The following is an 18,687-nucleotide window of genomic DNA, read 5'->3' as shown; positions in this document are numbered from 1 at the left end:
CGGAGGGCCGCGGCGGCTGACACCGGCCGACCAGAGGACGATATGAGGAGGCGAGCACCCCTGCGGCCCCCTAGGCTGGGAAGGTGACAGATCGCATCGAGGCAGCCGCGGCTGAACTGCGTCCCCTGCTCCAAAACTTCATCCTCTGGGCGCGTGAGAACGCACCCGGCAGCGATTCCAACCTGGTCGGCTCTGTCGCACTCTGGCACCGCCTGATCGCCTCCGACGACGTCGGCCGGTGGAAGCAGTCCGACCTGCGCACGGTGCTCCTCGATCGGATGCCACAGGTCGTCGAGGACCCCGACGCGGCGGCCGACGGCATGGTGCCCGCGATCCGCGCCTACCTGACCTTCCTGTCGGAGTCCGACCGCCTGGCCAAGGGCTCCGCCTCGCTGGGCGACCTGCTCGCCGAGCTCGACCGCCTCGAGGACGACTTCGTCGACGCCATGGAGGACCTCGTCGTCGAGGAGGACGAGGACGACGAGGAGTACGACGAGGAGTCCGAGGGGCTCGGCGACTTCGAGCCGTTCGCCGACGAGCTCTCCGAGCTGCCGACGATCCGGCTCCGCCCCGACAGCGAGCTCGCCGCGGCCACCCGCGAGACGACCCTGATCGCCAAGGCCCGCGACCTCGCGGTCTGGGTCGGGACCGAGCGCCGGGTGGGCGAGACGAGCCTGCTCGACGACGCCGAGATCGTCGAGGCCCTCGCGGTCCTGAAGCTTCCGGTCCCCGAGAAGGGCGGCGCGTCGCTGGCCGACTCCGTCCCCGCCCTCTGGAACATCTGGAACCTCGCGATCGACCTCGACTTCCTCCAGCCCGAGGGGGAGGACACGGTCAGCGTCGACGCCGACACCGCGGAGTGGCCCTTCGAGGAGGACGACGACGCCCTCGACGCGTGGATGGCGGGCCTGCACTCCATCGACTACGGCGACCCCGAGCTGGAGGACGAGGAGGCGACGATCGCCCTGTCCGGGCTGACCAGGGCGCTGCTGCTCCGGGTGCTGCTCGCGACGGGCTCGAAGCCGCTGGCCGAGCTCCGCACCGAGCTGGCCGAGGCCGCCGCCGAGTACGACGACCTGGGCGCCGAGGCCTGGACCGCCGCCACCGCGCAGTACGGCGACCCGCTCAACCCCGTGCTCGACTGGCTGGCCGGATACGGCATGGTCGAGGTGGAGCACGACCAGGTGCGGCTGACGCCGCTCGGCATGGAGGGCGTGGTCCACCTCGTGGACGACGCCGACATCGAGCTGGACGCCCGGCCCGCCATCGACGCGATGACGGCCCTCGACCTGCTCTCCTTCGGCGCCGAGCTGCCCGAGGAGGAGGCGGACGCCGAGTTCGCGGCCTGGATGGAGCTGCGCGCCCCCGAGCAGGCCGCCAGGGACCTGCTGGAGGCCGCCGCCGAGGACGACGCCGACGCGCTGATCCGGGTCCAGGCGGCCAGCATGGTCGGCTCGCTCGGCGACGTGGCCGTGCCCGCGTGGCGGGAGGCCCTCGACGAGCCCTCCCTGCGCCCGTACGCGGCCACCCACCTGGCCCAGCTGGGCGTCGAGGACGCCCCCACGCCCACCCAGGCCGACACCCACTGGCTCATCCTCGACATGCTGACCATCTCCGCCGGTCTCGGCCGCCCGGAGTTCGTCAGCAGCCTCGACGACATCGGCAACGTGCCGAATCTGGTCAGCCTGCTCGAAGTGATCTGGAAGGTGCCGCACCCGCACCTCGAGGAGCTGCTGGAGGCGATCGGCAAGGCCCACCCCGACAAGCAGGTGGGCAAGGCCGCCAAGCGGGCGCTGTTCAAGGCCCGCTCGGGGCAGAACTAGCCGCCCCCGCCTCCGCGCTCCCCCTCCGCGGCCGGGTGAACCCCGGCCGCGGACCCGACGGGCGACCGGTCGCCCGTACGCCCTCGGTGAGCCCGGAGACGGAGGCCGGCCGCGACTCCGCACCACCCCGGCGGGCGCGGGGGCAGACGCGCTCATCACCCCCGGCAGGCGGCGGGGCGGGCGCGCTCGTCACCGTCCCGGCGGGCGGTGGGGTCAGACGCGCTCGTCCTGCCAGTCGGGCAGCGGCCGGTAGATCGCGATTCCCGCGCTCTCCAGTTCGTCGCGGAGCGCGAAGTAGCGCTCGCCGAACGGGTCGACACCGTTGAGCGGCATGAGCCCCCGGCGGATGGCCAGGTCGTGCGGGGCGAGGGCGGCGGCCCGCGCGAGGTGGCGCTCGGCGGCGGCCCCGCGCCCCGCGCGAAAGAGCCACGCCGCCAGCCGCGCGTGCAGCCGGGCCAGCCGCTCGTCGCCGGTGGGGGCGCGCAGCTCCCGGGAAGTCGTCCCGGCGTCGCCGTCGATCACCCACCTGCGCAGGGCCGCGACGGCCCGCTCGGAGGACAGGCCGTTCATCGACCGGAAGGTGTCGGTGGCGGTCATGGTGTCCTGGGGACGGGCGATCCGGCCCTCCTCGTCGACCCAGACGACGGTCGGCACGTTGATCACGTTGTAGAGCTCGGCGATCCGGCCGTCGGCGTCGACCACCGCCGGGTGGGTGACCTCGCCGAGCCATTCGCGGGCGGCCTCGGGGTCGCGGTCGAGGGAGACGCTGACCACGTTGAAGCCGTACCCGCCGAGTTCGGTGTGCAGGGCCTCCCAGGCGGGCAGGTCGTAGCGGCAGCCGCACCACGAGGCCCAGAAGACCAGCGCGACCTTGGTGCCGCGCAGCGCGGTCAGCGGCCCGAACTCCGGCGCCCGGCCGAGGGGGAGGTCGGCGGGCTCGCCGACGGCGATCACGCCCTCGTCCAGGTCGGCCACCACCTGCCTGCCGAGCAACCCGGCGAACGCGACCAGGTCGACGCCCTCCGCGGTCTCGGCCGCGGCGGCGCGGAAGGCGGGGACGCACGCGTCGCCGCGGCACCAGCCGTGCGGCTTGCGCTCCCAGCCGAGGACGGTCTCCCCGTGCGGCAGCACGGCTCCGGCGATCGGCTTCTCGTGTCCGTCGGCCAGCAGGGTGATCATTCCACCTCCATTAGATAGTCGCACTCTCCAATTATTGGAGAGTGCGACTATCTAGTCAAGGGCGCTCCAGAGGAAGCCATCTGGTCAAGGACGCTCCGCAGGAAAAAGAGGCCCCGCGGAAGTCCCGTAGAAAAAACCGGGAACGCGAAAAACCCCTGGAAGCAATTGCTTCCAGGGGTTCGCGATGTAGCCCCGACCGGATTCGAACCGGCGCTACCGCCTTGAGAGGGCGGCGTCCTAGGCCACTAGACGACGGAGCCTTGCGAGAGACAGTGGTAGTCCCGACCGGATTCGAACCGGCGCTACCGCCTTGAGAGGGCGGCGTCCTGGGCCACTAGACGACGGGACCCTACACACTGTCATCAGATTCGGAGGGGACCGAATCTGCGGCATCTTCCTGAGAAGATGCAGCTGGGGTACCAGGACTCGAACCTAGAACAACTGAACCAGAATCAGCCGTGTTGCCAATTACACCATACCCCACCGCGCTGGACCCCCTTGCGGGACTCGCTGGCGACTCCGAAAGAATAGCCCAGGTTGGGGGTCAAGACCAAAACGATTGCCGGCGGCCGAATCGCGGTATCACCCGGCCGCCGCCACGAAGGTCCCCTGTGTAACGCTGCTCGAGAGATCCGGCCGCATGTGAGGAGTTCCCACCTTGACCGACAACCCGTTCTTCACCCCCAGCGAGCTGCCCTACGGGCTTCCGCCGTTCGCCCTGGTCAGGGAGGAGCACTACCTTCCGGCCTTCGAGCGCGGCATGGCCGACCAGCTCCGTGAGGTGCGGGAGATCACCGAGAATCCGGAGCCCGCGACGTTCGCCAACACGATCGAGGCCCTGGAGCGCTCGGGGCGGATCCTCCACCGGACCGTGACCGTTTTCTTCAGCGTCTCGGCCTCCGACGCGACCGACGGCATCCGGGAGATCGAGACGGAGGTCTCCCCCAGGCTGACCCAGCACGCCGACTCCATCCGCCTCGACCGCTCCCTGTACGCCCGGATCAAACAGGTGGCCACCGACGACGCCGAGGAGGCGTGGCTGCTGGAGAAGTACCGCGTCGACTTCGTCAGGGCCGGGGCCGACCTGTCCGAGACCGACCAGGAGCGTCTCAGGGAGCTCAACGAGGAGCTGAGCAGGCTCGCCACGACCTTCTCCCAGAACCTGCTGACGGCCTCCACCGACTCCGCACTGGTCGTCGAGGACATCAGGCTGCTGGACGGGCTCTCCGAGAGCACGATCAAGGCGATCGAGAAGGACGGCTCGTACGTCCTGACGCTGTTCAACCACACCAACCAGCCCGCCCTGGCGGAGCTGACCGACAGGGAGACCCGCAGGAGGCTGTACGAGCTGTCCACGGGCCGGGCTCCGGAGAACTTCGAGCTGGCGGCCAGGATGGCGACGCTCCGCGCCGAGCGGGCGGCGCTGCTCGGCTACCCCAGCCACGCCGCCTACTCCGTCGCCGACCAGACGGCCAAGACCACCGACGCCGTCGAGGAGATGCTCGGCAAGCTGGTGGGCCCGGCGGTGGCCAACGCCCGCCGGGAGGCCGAGGCGCTGAGCGAGCAGGCCGGTTTCCCCATCGAGCCCTGGGACTGGTCCTTCTACGCGGAGCGGGTGCGCAAGGCCCGCTACGACTTCGACGGCGCCGACCTGCGCCCGTACTTCGAGCTGGACCGGGTGCTGCGCGACGGGGTCTTCCACGCGGCGGGCGAGCTGTACGGGGTCGTCTTCTCCGAGCGGGACGACCTGGCCGGGTACCACCCGGACGTGCGGGTCTTCGAGGTGTTCGACGCCGACGGCTCGCCGCTCGGACTGTTCCTGTTCGACCCGTACGCCCGGCCCACCAAGCGCGGCGGGGCCTGGATGAACAACCTGGTCGACCAGTCGCACCTGTTCGACGAGCGGCCCGTGGTGATGAACAACCTCAACATCACCAAGCCCGCCGAGGGGCCGACGCTGCTCACGTTCGACGAGGTCAACACCGCCTTCCACGAGTTCGGCCACGCCCTGCACGGCCTGTTCTCCGACGTGCGCTTCCCCCGGGTCTCCGGCACGGCGGTGCCGCGCGACTTCGTGGAGTACCCCTCGCAGGTCAACGAGATGTGGGCCACCTGGCCGTCGATCCTCGCCAACTTCGCCAGGCACCACGAGACCGGCGAGCCCGTGCCCGCGGAGCTCCTGGAGAAGATGAGGGCCGCCGAGAAGTTCAACCAGGGCTTCAGCACCGTCGAGTACCTCGCGGCGGCGCTGCTCGACTGGTCCTGGCACAAGCTGGCGGCGGGCGAGCCCGTCAGGAACGCCGCGGACGCCGAGGCGTTCGAGAACGCGGCCCTGGAGCGCGCGGGGATCGCCTTCGACCTGGTCCGGCCCCGCTACCGGACCAACTACTTCGCGCACATCTTCTTCAGCGGGGTGGGCGGCTACAGCGCCGGCTACTACTCCTACATCTGGAGCGAGGTGCTCGACGCCGAGAGCGTCGACTGGTTCAAGGAGAACGGCGGCCTCGGGCGCGGGAACGGCGACCACTTCCGCTCCACCCTGCTGTCGGTGGGCGGCTCGCGGGACGTGATGGACGCCTTCCGCGACTTCCGCGGGCGCGACCCGCGCATCGAGCCCCTGCTGAAGCGCCGCGGCCTGCTCACCTAACCCCCCCGGCACCCCCGGCCGGGCCCAGCCCCCCTGTCCGCGTGGTCCTTCGTCCATCGCCGGGGTGCGGGAAACCGCACCCCGGCGAGGGGCGCGGAGCCAGTGCGCGCGACGCGCCGGGCGGGCATCGTAAAAGTCATGAAACGACCACGGAACAGGATCAGTGCCGCGCTCGTCGCCGGTCTGGCGGGAGCCCTGTTACTGGGAGCCGCCGGCCCGGCCGCGGCCGGGCGGGAAGCGTACGACACGCGAGAAGCGGCCTCGGCCCCGCTGACCAGGGGGACGACGGTCCGTACCGACGCCGGGTGGGTGAGGGGCACGGAGGCCGGCGGCCACCGGCTCTTCCAGGGCATCCCGTACGCCGCGCCGCCGGTCGGGGAGCTGCGCTGGCGGTCGCCGCGGGCCGTCACCCCGTGGCCGGGGGTGCGCGACGCCACCGCGCCCGGCAGCCGGTGCGCGCAGACCGCCGACGACTGGGGGCTGCCGGCTAGCGAGGCGGAGGACTGCCTCTACCTCAACGTGACGGCGCCCGCGCGGAGCGGCGGGAACCGTCTCAAGCCGGTCGTGGTGTGGCTGCACGGCGGGGGCCTGACGAGGGGCGCGGGCAGCGACTACGACGCCCGCAGGCTGGCCGGGCGGGGCGACGTCGTGGTGGTCACGGTCAACTACCGGCTGGGGATCTTCGGGTTCTTCGGCCATCCCGGGCTGGAGGACTCCGGGGCCTTCGGGATCGAGGACCAGCAGGCGGCCCTGCGCTGGGTGCGGCGCAACGCGGCGGCGTTCGGCGGCGACCCGCGCAACGTCACCCTGGCCGGCGAGTCCGCGGGGTCGCACTCGGTGTGCGCGCAGCTCACCTCCCCCTCGGCGGCAGGGCTGTTCCACCGGGCGATCGCCCAGAGCAGCCCGTGCGGGGCGGGGAGCTTCGAGGGCACCCCGCTGACGCCGGTCCTGAAGGTGCCCCTGTGGCTGCCCAAGGCCTCCTACGAGGGCTACGGGCAGTATTTGGCCGCCGGGCTGGGGTGCGCCGACCCGGGGACCGCGCCCGCCTGCCTGCGGGGCAAGCCGGTGGCCGACCTGCTCGCCGCACCCGTCCTCCCGCTGCCGGGGTACGGCAACGCGGTGCTGCCCGAGGACCCGGCGAAGGTGCTCCAGGAGGGCCGCTTCCACCGGGTGCCGGTGCTGACGGGCATCACCCGGGACGAGGGCACCTTGTTCGCTCCGGCCCTCTCCGAGGAGCCGATGACGGCCGCGGACTACGAACTCAAGGTCAACACCGAGTTCGGCGCCGCGGGTCCCGAGGTCCTGGCCCGGTATCCGGTGGGCACCCACGACGGCCCGCCCCTCCAGGCGCTGGCGGCCATCATGAGCGACCTGGACTGGGCCTGGCAGGCGCGCGACACCGACCTGCTGCTCGCCCGGCACGTGCCGACCTACTCCTACGAGTTCACCGACCGTACGGCGCCCCCGCTCTTCCCGCTGTCGGAAGGGGTCAGGCCGCTCGCCGCGCACGGCTCCGAGTTGTCGTTCCTGTTCGGGGTCGGCTGGGAGTCCGCTCCGCTCACCCCCGCGCAGCGGCGGCTCGGGGACACGATGATCGACTACTGGTCGGGGTTCGCCGCCACCGGCGACCCGAACCGGCCGGGCCTGCCCGCCTGGAAGCGCGTGCGCCCCGCCGACGGCACGCCGTACGTGCAGGAGCTGTCCCCTGGACGGGACGGCATCAAGCCCTTCGACCGCGCCTCGGCCCACAACCTCGCCTTCTGGGACGAGCTCGCCGGGCGGGGGACGCGAGCCGGATAGGACGCGAAGGCCGGACGGGGCCCGGAGACCGGGCCCTGTCGGCGAGGTCGGTCAGGCCTGGAGCTTCGCGAGGGCGGCGCGGAGGCGCTCGATGGAGCGCTCGCGGCCGAGGACCTCGATCGACTCGAACAGCGGCAGGCCCACGGTCCGGCCGGTGACGGCCACCCGCACGGGGGCCTGGGCCTTGCCGAGCTTGAGACCCTGCTCGGCGCCGACCTCCTCCAGGGCGGTCTTCAGCGACTCAGGGTCCATGTCGACCGTCTCCAGGCGGGCGAGATAGCCGGTGAGGATCTCCACGGCGGAGTTCTTCATCGCCTTGTCCCACGACGCCTGGTCGAAGACGGGCTCGTCCAGGAAGAGGAAGTCGACGTTCGCCGTGATCTCGGACAGGACCGCGATGCGGGTCTGGGCGAGCTCGGCGACCTTGGCGAAGGTCGCGCGGTCCCAGCCGGGCTCCAGCCACGGCTCGCAGCGGGCGGCGAACTCCTCCAGGGGCAGCGCCCGGATGTACTCGCCGTTGAACGCGCGGAGCTTCTTCTCGTCGAAGAACGCCGGGGAGGGGTTGACGTCCGCCAGTTTGAACAGCGGCACCATCTCCGACCAGGGCATGATCTCCCGGTCGTCGCCGGGGCCCCAGCCGAGCAGCATCAGGTAGTTGACCATCGCCTCGGCCAGGTAGCCCTCCTCGCGGTAGGACTCCAGGGCGACCTTGTCGCGGCGCTTGGACAGCTTCTGGCGCTTCTCGTTGACGATCACCGGCACGTGTGCCCAGGTGGGCGGGGTGACGCCGAGCGCCTCCCAGAGCAGCTGCTGCTTGGGCGTGTTGGAAAGGTGCTCCTCGGCCCGGACCACGTGGCTGATCCGCATCTCGATGTCGTCGACGACGTTGGCCAGCACGAACAGCGGGGAGCCGTCGCCGCGCGCGACGACGAAGTCCTCCATCGCGTTGTCGGGGAACTCGACGGTGCCGCGGACCAGGTCCTGGACCACGGTGACGCCCTCGTCGGGCGTGCGGAAGCGGACCGCGCCCTCGGTCAGGCCCCGGTCGCGGCAGAAGCCGTCGTAGCCCTGGTGCTCGGAGCCGGTGCGCGCCTTCACGTCGTCGCGCGTGCACGTGCAGTAGTAGGCCCGGCCGTCGGCGACGAGGCCGGCCACGGCCTCGCGGTGCTGCTTCTCGTACGACGACTGGAAGTAGGGGCCCTCGAAGACCGGGCTGTCCTCGTTGATGCCGATCCAGGCGAGCGCCGAGATGATGCCCTCGGTCCATTCGGGCCGGTTGCGCGCGGCGTCGGTGTCCTCGACGCGCAACACGAACCTCCCGCCGGCCTGCTCGGCGAGGGCCCAGTTGAACAGCGCGGAGCGGGCGCCGCCGACATGGAACATGCCGGTCGGCGAGGGGGCGAAACGAACCCTAATCACGGGAGACCACCCGGTTGCTGAGAGTGCCGATTCCTTCGATGAAGACGCTGACCTCGTCGCCGACGTTGAGCGGCCCGACCCCCTCGGGGGTCCCGGTGAGGATGACGTCACCGGGGATCAGGGTCATGACCGCGCTCACGTGGGCGATCAGCGCGGGGATGTCGTACATGAGCTTGGAGGTGCGCGAGTTCTGCTTGATCTCGCCGTTCACCGACGTGACGATGCCGACGTCGCCCGGGTCGAGCTCGGTCTGGATCCAGGGGCCGAGCGGGCAGAAGGTGTCGAAGCCCTTGGCCCGGGTGAACTGGACGTCCTTCTTCTGCAGGTCCCGCGCCGTGACGTCGTTGGCGCAGGTGTAGCCGAAGATGACCTCGTGCGCCCGCTCGCGGGGCACCTCACGGCAGAGCCTGCCGATCACCACCGCCAGCTCTCCCTCGTAGTCGACCCGCTGGGAGAGCGTCGTCGGGTAGGCGATCGCCTCGCCCGAGCCGATCACCGAGGTCGACGGCTTGAGGAAGACCAGCGGCTCGTCGGGGACCTCGCCGCCCATCTCGTGGGCGTGGTCGGCGTAGTTCTTGCCGATCGCGACGACCTTGCTGGGCAGCATGGGCGCGACCAGCCTGACCTGGGAGAGCGAGTATCGCTCGCCGGTGAACTGGATCGGCCCGAACGGGTGACCGGAGATCCCGGAGATGAACTCCTCCCCCGGGCCTCCCTCGACCACCCCGAACCCGACACCGTCTCCTGTGGAGAACCTCGCTATACGCACACGACAAGGCTAGTCGCGCTCAGGGTCCCGCCGGACCGTGCCCGTGTCTCCCCGTCCCACCACCCAGGAAGCCTGCACCATATGTGACTAGAAATGTCTACAAATCCGATTTTATCGATAGCGCCATGTTTGCTCCAAGAAAAGCTATGTCCTGATTTATAAGCATATGGGGGGTATGACCGCCTGAGAGGCATCGGGGAGGCCGGAAGGCCTTTCTGTGGGGGAAGGAACGGACGTGACTGAAGCCAGCACGGTGAACAGGCCCAAGGGCGACGAGGCCACGGTGCCCAGGGCACGCACCGACAGTCCCGGAGCCCAGGGTGGCCTGGTCACCCCCAAGGGGACCACCACCATCGACAGCGGGGTCGTATCGAAGATCGCGGGCCTCGCGGCCAGGGAGATCCCTGGCGTGTACAACATGGGCGCGGGCACGGCACGCGCTCTCGGCGCGGTACGCGGCATGGTGGGCGTCGACAAGAGCGCCAACCAAGGAGTCTCGGTCGAGGTGGGCGAGCGGCAGGCCGCCGCCGATCTCGAAGTGGTCGTCGAGTACGGGATCGCCATCCCCGACCTCGCCGCCGCCATACGCCGCAACGTGATCATGGCGGTCGAGCGCATGACCGGACTTGAGGTCACCGAGGTCAACATCAAGGTCTCCGACGTCCACATGCCCGGCCAGGACAAGGACAGGCAGGAAGAGCCGTCCGAGTCGGAGCCCCGCGTCCAGTGAACGGCCCGGCAGGCGGTGCGGCGGGTCCGGACCGCGAGCCCAGGGATCCGGCCCGCGAGACCACGACTCCTCCGGCGTCGCCGGATCCGGGCCGCGGGGCATCCGCGCGGCACGGGGAGCCCGGCGGCGAGACGGCCGGGCCTCCACGGCGGGGAGAGACCGGCGGCGGGGCGACCACGCCTCCGCGGGGCGGGGGGCCCGGTCACGAGACGGCCACACCCGCACGCGGACCGGGGGAACCCGCCAGGCCCCCCGTTCCGACACCGGCGACGGCCATCCCCGCGCACCGGCCGAACGATCCGTCCCGCAGGCCGGCCGCCGTACCCCGGCAGAAGGCCGCGCCCGCGCGCGAGCCGGAGGATCCCGCCCGGAGAGCGGCGGGCCAGAGCCAGGAGGCAGCGGGCGGCCGGGGAGCCGGTGCGACGGCGAGGCCACCGGGCGAGTCCGGGGACCCGGCCCGTGGGGCGGCCACCGCGACCCGGCCGGCGCCGGATCCCGCACGGGAGGCGGCCGTCGTCACCCGCGAACCGGAGGACCCGACCCGCAGGGTGTCCGGCCTCGCGCACAGGATCGCCGATGCCGTACGGCGCTGCCCCGACGTCGTGGATCTGTCGGGCGGGCCGTTCGGGACCGTGGCGACCTACCTGCCCGGCGAGCGGCTGGCCGGTGTCGCGCTGCGCGAGGACGAGGTGGAGGTCTCGATCGTCGTCAGGATGGGGCGCCCGTTGCCGGAGATCGCCGACGGGGTGCGAGCGGCGGTCGCTCCGATGGTGGGCGACCGGCCGGTAAACGTCCATATCGGAGGTTTGAGATGAGTAATTTCCCAGTGTGGTCCGTAGTCGGCACGATCGTCGGCGTCCTTCTGGGCTTCGCGGCGGCCTTCGGCGGCCTCGGCGCGTTCCTGCTGGTGCTCGTACTGGGCGCCGTCGGATTCCTCATCGGCCGCTTCGCGGAGACCGGAGAGGTCGACCTGTCCCGGCTGGCGGCGAGACGTCGATGAACACACCTGTCGAGCACCGTCCCGCGTCCTCCGGGACGTCCGCGGATCCGGACCCCCCTGCCTCGCGGCAGGAGGGCTCCGCCCTCGCGGAGAGCGGGCGGTCCACGCGATCCGCCGTTCCCGCCCAGCCGTCACGGCAGGCCGTACCGGCCGAACAGCGCGGCAGGACCGACATATCCCGCCGGGTGGTGTCGCGTATCGCGGCCCGCGCGGCCGGAGAGGTGGCACGGGTACGGGAGGTCGGCGAGCGGAAGGCGTTGTCCTTTCGCGGCGGCACCCGCGCCACCCTCGACGGCGGGCTCACGACGCTCCAGCTGGACGTGACGGTGGAGTACCCGGCCCCGATCCGAGAGGTGGCCGAGGAGGTGAGGCACCACGTCGCCCAACGGGTGATGGCCCTCACCGGCAAGGACGTCGGCTACATCGACGTCCTCGTCACCAACGTGACCCCCGCCCACGGCGATCACGGCGATCACGGGATCTCGCGGGCCGAGGGCGCCACGACGGCCGGAGGAGACCCGGCGGGCGGCGCCGGCCGGACCGGCGCCGGGACCTCGGACCGGATCCCGGACCGGGCCACGGAGCCCGCCGGCGATCCCGCCGACAACCCCACCGAGGACATCGTCCCGCTACGTGAGGAGCGATGATGGCCAGGCAGGTACCCGATCCGGCGGAGCCGGTCCCCAGAGGGGAACCGACCGGTGAGACGACGCCCACACCCCGTCCGGAGACGGCGGAACCGGCGGCACCTCCGGCGTACGGCACGACGGAACCGGCCACACCACCGGCGTACGACGTGGCGGAACCCGCCGCACCACCGGCGTACGGCACGACGGAACCCGCCGTGACGTCGGCGTACGGCACGACGGAGCCTTCCCCGGAGCCGATATACGGCACGGTGGCGAAGGACGCCTCCGCGGATCGCGCGGCGATCAGGGCGTTCCGTCCCCGCCGGGTGCTTCCGTCGGTCATCACGGCCGTCCTGATGACCCTGATCGGCCTCCTCCTCGCGCTGGAGGTCATCTCCGCGCTGCTGGGCCGCCCGCTCCGCCTGGTGCCGTACGACCGGATCCTGTCCTGGGCGACGTCGACGCCGTGGAACGACCCCCGGGTGATGGCGGGTGCGGGCCTGGCCGGCCTGCTGGGCCTGCTGCTGGTGTTGCTCGCGATCGTTCCGGGACGGCCCACGCTCATCCCGGTGAGGACCGGGGACAAGGACCTCGCCATCGGCATGCAGCGCCGGGGCTTCACCCGGTCGCTCGCCCACGCGGCCGAGCAGGTGCAGGGGATCGAGCACGCCCGGGTGCGCCTGCGGGGGAAGGCCGTGCACGTCGCGGCCGACAGCGGCATGCGGGACACCCGCGGGCTGGCCGACGCCGTACGGGAGGCCGTGAACCTGCGGATCACCGCGCTCTCCCCCGTCTGGAAGTACCCCGTCCGCGTGTACCTGCGAGAGAAGTGAGCACCATGGACGACAAGACCGCCCGGGGCAACCGGCTGGGGTTGCTCATCGTGGGACTGGTGCTGATGATCCTCAGCGCCCTGACGATCGCACGCGGCGCGGGGGCGTTCCCGCAGGCACCGGCGCGCAGCCCTCTCGTGGACGGCTCGGTACGCCAGCCGTTCGCCACCTACGACCCGTGGCTGTGGTGGGTGATCGCGGCGGCGGGCATCGTGCTCGCGTTGTTCGGCCTGCGCTGGCTGCTGACCCAGGCACGTCGCGGGAGGCTGGGCGGCATGCGCCTGGACAGCGGCCCCGACGGGGTCACCGAGGTCGACACGGGCAGCGTCACCGACGCGGCGGCCGCCGAGGCGGGCACGCACCCCGCGATCATCAACGCCACCGCCGACATGATCGGCACGAGCGCGCACCCGGCCGTACGGATGAAGGTGGTGGTCGCCGAGGACGCGCCGATGAGCGCGGTCCGCGAGCAGCTGTGCGGGGTGGTCATCCCGCACATGCGCCAGGCCCTGGAGGCCGAGCGCGTGCCCGCCGTCGCCCGGGTGAGCCTGGAGAACGCGCCACGCCGCCCGAGGACCGTCGCCTGACCCGCGTGACGGAGCGCCGATCATAGGGTGATCAGGGAAACCAACGCTTCGAGGAGACGATGTGCCTTCGGTCGTGAAGATAAACGCGCTGACGGTGTCCGGGGAGATGCGCGAGGAGCTGGAACGCCGTTTCTCCAGCCGGGCGGGGATCGTCGAGTCCGCGGACGGGTTCGAGTGGTTCGAGCTGCTCCGCCCCGTGGACGGCACCGACCGGTACCTGGTCTACACCCGCTGGCGTTCCGAGGAGGACTTCAAGCGCTGGACCGAGAGCCAGGCGTTCCAGCGGGGCCACGCCCAGGCCGCCGCCGAGGCCGGCCAGGGCCACGGGCACGGCCAGGAACAGGGACAGGGCCCGGCCCAGGGGCAGGGGCACGGCCACGGGCAGGGGCCCGCCGCCACCGGGGCCGAGCTGTGGTCCTTCGAGGTCGTCCAGAGCACCGGTCCCGCACCGGGAGCCTGACCGGCGGCGAGAGGCCGAACTCCCGGCGGGAAGCCTTCATCGGTCCAGGGACCGGGGCTACCGGCGGGAGCCTCAGGCGTTCCAGAGAACCTGGCTCCCGGCCGGAGACCCTCAAGGGGACTCGGCCACCGGCGGGAAGTCCTCAGCGCTCAGGAGACCGGGCTACCGGCGGCGGGGAGCCTCGAGCGTGCCAGGAGGTCCGGCTCCTGCCTGGAAGCTCTCAGCGGTCCAGGGGGTTGGCGGCGATGCGCTCGGCGGCCCCCGCACGGACGAACCGTCCGGCCAGGCTGTCCGGCTTGCGTGTGGCCTGGTCGACGAAGCACGCGGTGAACTCCGGGCCGATCCCAAGCCGGGGGTAGCGCCGCAGCACCTCGGCGCGGAGCTCCGCCGGGAAGTCCTCCGGCCGCCGCCCGGAGATGTCGAGCGCGGTGGACAGTTCGAGCAGATACCCCTCCGGGTCCTCCTCGGGATCGACCTTTTCCCACATGTGGTGCACGACGATCTCCGACGCGCGCACGCGGCGCTCGACGGGCCACCCGGCCCCGGCGGCGAAGACCCACGCGACGTGGCCGCCCGCCTCCTCGAACGGCACGGTGTGGCTGTCGAACTCCTTGACCAGGCCGAAGTCGTGCATCATCGACGCGACGTACAGCAACTCGTCGTCGAAGGCGACACCGTTCATCGCTCCGTAGGCCGCCGCGAACAGGTAGGCGCGGACGGAGTGATTGAGCAGGGCGGGCGAGCAGTAGGCGGTCGCCACCTCCAGCGCGCCTCGGGCGGCCGGGGTGTCGGGGATGACGATGTCGGCGAATCTCATGCCGTCCAGCCTGCCGAAACGCGGCGGCGTCCGCGAGTGGCAGGAGAGACATCGATCGACGAAATCGCGCCACGGGCGGGAGGGGCGAGTGCTCCCCGGCGTACGGGAGGAACACGGGACGGTGAGAGCGGCGGGAACGCCGTGCGCCCTGTGACCTCTGGAGCCTCCGGGACCCCTGAGCTCCCCGCGAAAGCTGTGAACGCTGTGAGGAAACTGGGAGGCCCGCATCTAGTTGCTAACGATGTTTCAGAAGGGACCACCCCAGCTTGACCGGTTTGGTGGGATTCGGACAGCATGATCCGCCCCCCCTCGTTCGGCCCGGAAGGAACTGGCGTGCGCCGCCGCACAAAAGCACTCTCTCTCTGCATCATCCTCTTGATGACCTGCGGCGTCACCGTCGGTACCGCGGAGGCGAGGGAGGCGAAACGCACCGCCGAGTGCCAGGGCGACTGGCTGCCCGCCACGCCGACGGCGACGGACATCATGAACGGCGAGGTCGACTTCCTCGACCTCGCCCCGGTGAAGGTCGGCAAGGACGTCAACTGGCGCACCGACCCCTACCGGAACCGCTCGTGGAGCATGGTCTTCCACTCGCTGCGCTGGATGGGCCGTCTCGTCGCCGACTACGAGACGAACGGCAACGAGGCGTACCTGGCGCGGGCCGTCGAGATCGCCAAGGACTGGGTGGCCGACAACCCCCGCGGTGGCGCGAAGACCAGCCCGTACGCCTGGCAGGAGCACCCGATCGCGCTGCGCGCTCCCGCGCTGGTCTGCCTCAGCAAGCACGTCAGCGGCTCGTGGCTCTCCGGCAGCCTGGCCGAGCACGCGAAGATGCTCTCCGACCCGAGGTTGTACGAGAAGGGCCACAACCACGGCATCGACCAGGACATCGCGCTGCTCGGCATCGGCTGCCGCTACGGCCGCGACCAGTGGTCCAGCCTCGCGATCAGGCGGCTCACCGAGACCGTGAAGCTCGACGTCGACTCCCAGGGGGTGCTGCGCGAGCAGGCCCCGCGCTACGCGCTCTACGTCCACGACCGCCTGAAGGTCGCGATGGACAACATCAGGGCGTGCAAGCGCCAGGTGCCCGGCGACATCTCCCGGCGCTGGGAGTCGCTGGAGGACTTCATCGCCCACTCCACCCAGCCCGACGGGTTCATGGTCCCGATCGGCGACGGCGGCGCGGACGTGCGGCCGGTCGGCTACAGCCACCCGAAGCAGACCGTACGGGTGTTCGGCGGCGGCTACGTCTACGGGCGCACCGCCTGGGACAAGCCCGAGTCGGCGTTCTACTCCATCCGCTTCGGGCCCGGCATGAAGTACCACGGCCACGAGGACCACCTGGGCGTGACCTACTACGCCCAGGGCCGGGACGTCCTGGTCGACGCCGGCTTCGACTCGTACGAGAACAGCGGCTACCGCAACTGGACGATCTCCCCCGAGGCGCACAACACGTCGATGGTGGCCGGGGCGAGGTTCCGCGGCAAGACCGCCACCGCGCTCGGCAAATCCTCGATCGGCCAGGACCGGCAGAGCTACCGGCTGACCGACAGGGCGTACGGCGTGCCCAGGACCCGCTCGGTGCTCGTCAACCACCGCCAGGACGTGATGGCCGTGCTGGACACGGTCCCCAAGGGCTCGAAGGTCCGCAACGTCTGGCACTTCTCCCGTGACCTGTCCACCGTCTCCAGCGGCGGCGGCCAGGTCGTGGTGAAGGACAAGACGGGCTGGAAGGCGACGCTCGTCCAGGTCTCGATGCCGTCCTGCCGGCCGGTCGCCGGGCTGAAGGTGGTCCGCGGCCAGAAGGACCCGTACCAGGGCTGGGTCTCCTCCGCCTACCTGCAGAGACACCCCGCCCCCGCGGTCGTCTCCCCCGCCTCGGGCGACCCGGTGCTGACCGTGGTGGTGCCCGGCAGCGGGAAGCCGTCGCTCTCCTGCTCCGGCGGCAAGGTCAGCCTGGAGACCTCCGAGGGCCAGGTGAGCTTCCGCGTCAGCGGCGCCGACCTCTCCTGACGGGCCTCGTCAGCCGGCTCTCGCCGACGGCGCTCTCCGGCCGTTTCCCGGTGCTTTCTGGCCGGGAAACGGCCGGTGAGCCCGACGACACGGGCCGGGGCAGGTGGGTCAGGCTGTGTGGCCCGCGCGCAGCAGACCGTAGGTGACGGCCTGCTCCAGCGCCTGCCAGGAGGCCTCGATGATGTTCTCGTCGACACCGACCGTGGACCACTCCCCGGCCGCGTCGCTGGAGGTGATCAGCACGCGCGTGACGGCGTCGGTGCCGTGCGTACCCTCCAGGATGCGCACCTTGAAGTCGATCAGCTCGACCGCCGCCAGCTCGGGGTAGAGCCGCTCCAGCCCCAGCCGTACGGCCCGGTCGAGGGCGTTGACCGGGCCGTTGCCCTCACCGGTGGCGACGATCCGCTCCCCCTTGGCGTGCAGCTTCACGGTGGCCTCGCTGACGACCTCGCCGCCCCGGGCCTGCTCGACGATCACCCTCCAGGACTCGACCTGGAAGTGACGCCTGCGCTCGCCCGCGACGGTGTCGCGGAGCAGCAGCTCGAAGGAGGCGTCGGCGGCCTCGAAGGTGTAGCCCTTCGACTCCAGCTCCTTGACCCGGTTCACCAGCTCCCGCGAGGTGTCGGAGGCCAGCTCGTAGCCCAGCTCGCGGCCCTTGAGCTCCACCGAGGCGCGTCCGGCCATGTCGGAGACGAGCATGCGCATGTCGTTGCCGACCTCGGCGGGGTCGATGTGCTGGTAGAGGTTGGGATCGACCTTGATCGCGCTGGCGTGGAGCCCGGCCTTGTGCGCGAAGGCGGAGACGCCCACGTAAGGGGCGTGGGAGTTGGGGGTGACGTTGGTGACCTCGGTGATCGCGTGGGCGATCCTGGTCATGTCGGCCAGCGCCTCCGTCGGCACGAGGTCGAATCCCCGCTTGAGCTGCAGGTTGGCCACCACGGTGAACAGGTTGGCGTTGCCCGAGCGCTCGCCGTAGCCGTTGGCGCAACCCTGCACGTGGGTGGCGCCGGCCTTCACCGCGGCCAGGGAGTTGGCGACCGCGCAGCCGGTGTCGTCGTGGCAGTGGATGCCGATCCTGGCCGAGGTCCCGACGGCCGCGTGCACGACCTCGGCAAGCTCGTCGGGGAGCATGCCCCCGTTGGTGTCGCACAGCGCGATGACCGAGGCTCCCGCCTCGGCGGCGGTGCGCAGCACCTCCAGCGCGTAGTCCGGGTTGGACCTGTAGCCGTCGAAGAAGTGCTCGGCGTCGAGGAAGACCCTCTGTCCCTCCGCACGAAGGTGGGAGACCGTGTCGCGGATCATCGCGAGGTTCTCCTGGAGGGTCGTGCGGAGGGCCAGCTCCACGTGCCGGTCGTGACTCTTGGCGACAAGGGTCACGACCGGCGCGCCGGATTCGCGCAGCGCGGCCACCAACGGGTCGTCGGCCGCCTTCACACCTGCCCGGCGGGTCGCGCCGAACGCGGCGAGCTGCGCGTGCTTCAGGTCGAGCTCTGTTTGAGCGCGCCTGAAGAATTCCGTGTCCTTGGGATTGGCGCCGGGCCAGCCTCCCTCGATGAAGCCGACGCCCAGGCTGTCCAGATGACGCGCGACGGTCAGCTTGTCGGCCACCGTGAGGTTGAGCCCCTCCTGCTGGGCACCGTCACGGAGAGTCGTGTCGTACACGTGGAAGCGATCGTCGGCCATGTCGTTCTCCTTCGCGGGTTCGATGATTCGCCGCGCGCTCATCCGGCTTCTGGAAACAAAAATGACCCCTCACGGACGTGAGAGGTCTGCGCGCTGGCGGTGTCCCTTTTCAGCCAGCGCGCCTGCCGATAATGAGCAGACCGTAGAACATGATGCTTCGGAGTCTGCCATACGCCGACACCATCTGACACATCGATCTCAGGATCCGAGACCCTCGACGTGTCGGCACGGCCCGGCCACCGGCCCGGGAAGCGGCCCGGGAAGCGGCCCGGGGGCCTGTCCGGACAGGGCCCGGACA

General features: G+C 71.1%; 16 protein-coding genes and 3 tRNA genes. 11 read left to right on the top strand and 8 right to left on the bottom strand.

Annotation, left to right across the window (positions count from 1 at the left end):
- The first annotated feature begins 83 nt into the window (after positions 1 to 83).
- Complete coding sequence (locus ACFFRH_RS31365) at positions 84 to 1,823, top strand: hypothetical protein (protein WP_386161159.1); 1,740 nt, start codon at positions 84 to 86, stop codon at positions 1,821 to 1,823.
- 213 nt (positions 1,824 to 2,036) lie between these two features.
- On the opposite strand, the gene ACFFRH_RS31360 is transcribed toward ACFFRH_RS31365, so the two are convergent.
- From ACFFRH_RS31360 to ACFFRH_RS31345, 4 genes are all read right to left on the bottom strand, one after another.
- Positions 2,037 to 3,002, bottom strand: a complete 966-nt coding sequence (locus ACFFRH_RS31360; RefSeq protein ID WP_344749096.1) for a redoxin domain-containing protein — start codon at positions 3,000 to 3,002, stop codon at positions 2,037 to 2,039.
- Positions 3,003 to 3,189: 187 nt separating this feature from the next.
- Positions 3,190 to 3,262 (bottom strand) — tRNA-Glu (locus ACFFRH_RS31355).
- A gap of 13 nt (positions 3,263 to 3,275) precedes the next feature.
- Positions 3,276 to 3,351, bottom strand: a tRNA-Glu gene (locus ACFFRH_RS31350).
- Positions 3,352 to 3,413: 62 nt separating this feature from the next.
- A tRNA-Gln gene (locus ACFFRH_RS31345) sits at positions 3,414 to 3,485 on the bottom strand.
- Between the two features lie 175 nt (positions 3,486 to 3,660).
- Here ACFFRH_RS31345 and ACFFRH_RS31340 point away from each other — a divergent pair.
- Together ACFFRH_RS31340 and ACFFRH_RS31335 are read left to right on the top strand one after the other, a co-directional pair.
- Complete coding sequence (locus ACFFRH_RS31340) at positions 3,661 to 5,649, top strand: M3 family metallopeptidase (RefSeq protein ID WP_344749097.1); 1,989 nt, start codon at positions 3,661 to 3,663, stop codon at positions 5,647 to 5,649.
- Between the two features lie 138 nt (positions 5,650 to 5,787).
- A complete protein-coding gene (locus tag ACFFRH_RS31335; RefSeq protein WP_344749099.1) occupies positions 5,788 to 7,449 on the top strand; it encodes a carboxylesterase/lipase family protein in 1,662 nt (553 codons plus the stop codon).
- Between the two features lie 51 nt (positions 7,450 to 7,500).
- Here ACFFRH_RS31335 and gltX read toward each other — a convergent pair whose 3' ends face one another.
- Both gltX and ACFFRH_RS31325 read right to left on the bottom strand, forming a co-directional pair.
- Positions 7,501 to 8,832 carry a glutamate--tRNA ligase gene (gltX, locus tag ACFFRH_RS31330; protein WP_344749105.1) on the bottom strand — a complete coding sequence of 444 codons (1,332 nt, stop codon included), beginning with the start codon at positions 8,830 to 8,832 and terminating at the stop codon, positions 7,501 to 7,503.
- Positions 8,833 to 8,860: 28 nt separating this feature from the next.
- Complete coding sequence (locus ACFFRH_RS31325) at positions 8,861 to 9,637, bottom strand: fumarylacetoacetate hydrolase family protein (protein WP_344749100.1); 777 nt, start codon at positions 9,635 to 9,637, stop codon at positions 8,861 to 8,863.
- Positions 9,638 to 9,872: 235 nt separating this feature from the next.
- Between ACFFRH_RS31325 and ACFFRH_RS31320 the strand changes: the two genes are divergently transcribed.
- From ACFFRH_RS31320 to ACFFRH_RS31290, 7 genes are all read left to right on the top strand, one after another.
- Positions 9,873 to 10,367: an Asp23/Gls24 family envelope stress response protein gene (locus ACFFRH_RS31320; RefSeq protein WP_386161158.1), complete on the top strand. Its 495-nt coding sequence runs from the start codon at positions 9,873 to 9,875 to the stop codon at positions 10,365 to 10,367.
- Between the two features lie 548 nt (positions 10,368 to 10,915).
- Positions 10,916 to 11,182, top strand: a complete 267-nt coding sequence (locus tag ACFFRH_RS31315) for an Asp23/Gls24 family envelope stress response protein (RefSeq protein WP_344749101.1) — start codon at positions 10,916 to 10,918, stop codon at positions 11,180 to 11,182.
- On the top strand, positions 11,179 to 11,367 hold the full coding sequence (locus ACFFRH_RS31310) for a hypothetical protein (RefSeq protein ID WP_344749107.1): 189 nt from the start codon (positions 11,179 to 11,181) through the stop codon (positions 11,365 to 11,367). The genes ACFFRH_RS31315 and ACFFRH_RS31310 overlap by 4 nt, the downstream gene beginning before the upstream one ends.
- The gene (locus ACFFRH_RS31305; RefSeq protein WP_344749102.1) at positions 11,364 to 12,014 is read left to right on the top strand and encodes an Asp23/Gls24 family envelope stress response protein; all 651 of its coding nucleotides are present in this window, start codon (positions 11,364 to 11,366) and stop codon (positions 12,012 to 12,014) included. The genes ACFFRH_RS31310 and ACFFRH_RS31305 overlap by 4 nt, the downstream gene beginning before the upstream one ends.
- Positions 12,014 to 12,829 carry a DUF6286 domain-containing protein gene (locus ACFFRH_RS31300; protein ID WP_344749318.1) on the top strand — a complete coding sequence of 272 codons (816 nt, stop codon included), beginning with the start codon at positions 12,014 to 12,016 and terminating at the stop codon, positions 12,827 to 12,829. Before ACFFRH_RS31305 ends, ACFFRH_RS31300 begins: the two co-directional genes overlap by 1 nt.
- Positions 12,830 to 12,834: 5 nt before the next feature.
- Complete coding sequence (locus ACFFRH_RS31295) at positions 12,835 to 13,416, top strand: Asp23/Gls24 family envelope stress response protein (protein ID WP_344749317.1); 582 nt, start codon at positions 12,835 to 12,837, stop codon at positions 13,414 to 13,416.
- 61 nt (positions 13,417 to 13,477) lie between these two features.
- A complete protein-coding gene (locus ACFFRH_RS31290; RefSeq protein WP_344749316.1) occupies positions 13,478 to 13,876 on the top strand; it encodes an antibiotic biosynthesis monooxygenase family protein in 399 nt (132 codons plus the stop codon).
- 220 nt (positions 13,877 to 14,096) lie between these two features.
- Here ACFFRH_RS31290 and ACFFRH_RS31285 read toward each other — a convergent pair whose 3' ends face one another.
- Positions 14,097 to 14,693, bottom strand: a complete 597-nt coding sequence (locus ACFFRH_RS31285; protein WP_344749315.1) for an HD domain-containing protein — start codon at positions 14,691 to 14,693, stop codon at positions 14,097 to 14,099.
- A 378-nt stretch (positions 14,694 to 15,071) separates the two neighbouring features.
- Between ACFFRH_RS31285 and ACFFRH_RS31280 the strand changes: the two genes are divergently transcribed.
- Positions 15,072 to 16,706, top strand: a complete 1,635-nt coding sequence (locus ACFFRH_RS31280; protein WP_344749314.1) for a heparinase II/III domain-containing protein — start codon at positions 15,072 to 15,074, stop codon at positions 16,704 to 16,706.
- A gap of 108 nt (positions 16,707 to 16,814) precedes the next feature.
- Here the strand turns inward: ACFFRH_RS31280 and cimA are convergent, their stop codons facing one another.
- Positions 16,815 to 18,389 (bottom strand): citramalate synthase, encoded by a 1,575-nt coding sequence (gene cimA, locus ACFFRH_RS31275; RefSeq protein ID WP_344749313.1) that lies wholly within the window; start codon positions 18,387 to 18,389, stop codon positions 16,815 to 16,817.
- Positions 18,390 to 18,687: the final 298 nt, after the last annotated feature.

It is taken from the genome of Streptosporangium vulgare, from assembly GCF_042428775.1.
Taxonomy (GTDB): domain Bacteria; phylum Actinomycetota; class Actinomycetes; order Streptosporangiales; family Streptosporangiaceae; genus Streptosporangium; species Streptosporangium vulgare.
The sequence above is the reverse complement of the archived record's forward strand: the minus strand, read 5'-3'. Positions and strand labels throughout refer to the sequence as shown.